Annotated in this window: 1 protein-coding gene; it reads right to left on the reverse strand. The window is 69.2% G+C overall.

What is annotated here, in order from left to right; translation table 11 throughout:
- The coding region (locus RSW2DRAFT_RS16985; protein WP_008033292.1) for a DUF7507 domain-containing protein at nt 1-814 on the reverse strand (814 nt) is incomplete at both ends.

Here is an 814-nt window from a genome sequence, read left to right on the forward strand (position 1 = left end):
ATCCAGGATCGGATCGCCGGTCGAGGTGACCGCAGCCCCCGTGGCCGTCGCCGTGTTCTGCACATAGCCGCGGTCCACGTCGGCTTGCGTCAGCACATAGGCCGCGGTGAAGCTGGTGCTGTCGGTGGCGCCAATGGCCAGGCTGACCGGCCCGCCCGAGACCGACACCAGCAGATCGCTGACCGTCACGCCTGCCAGCGCCACGTTGCCGGTATTGGTCACCGTGAAGCCATAGTTCGCCGTATCCCCCGCCCCGATCTGCCCGTCACCCGTGGTATCCACCAGCGAAGACAAGGACTTGATCAGCTCGATCCGCGGGTCAGGCCCCAGCAGCAGCGAGGTCGGGTCGTTGCCCGGATCGGCATCGCTGCCGCCCGCCCCATTGGGGGTCTCGGTCGTGGCCGGCGTCGGCACAGCCGTGCCATCCGGCGCCGTGCCGGTGTCGGACACGTCGGTTGCCGGAATCCGGTTGCCGCCCGCATCCAGGATCGGCGTGCCGCTCGTGGTGGCCGCGTCGCCCGTCACCGTGGCGGTGTTGTCAAAGTGCCCCAGATCGACGTCGCCCTGCCCGATCACATAGGTGGCGCTGAAGCTCGTCGTGTCCGAGGCCCCCACCGCCAGAAGCGCAATCGGCCCGCCCGCCATGGTCACCGGCAGGTCGCTGACCACCAGATTGATCAGCGCCGTGGTGCCGGTGTTGGTCACCGTGAAGCCGTAGGTCGCCGTGTCGCCCGCATTGCGCAAGCCGTCGCCGTTGGTGTCGGCCACCGAGACGAGGCGCTTTTCCAGCACCACCCGCGGCTCGGGCGCGATC

This window comes from Rhodobacter ferrooxidans, from assembly GCF_000176015.1.
Taxonomy (GTDB): Bacteria; Pseudomonadota; Alphaproteobacteria; order Rhodobacterales; family Rhodobacteraceae; genus Pseudorhodobacter_B; species Pseudorhodobacter_B ferrooxidans.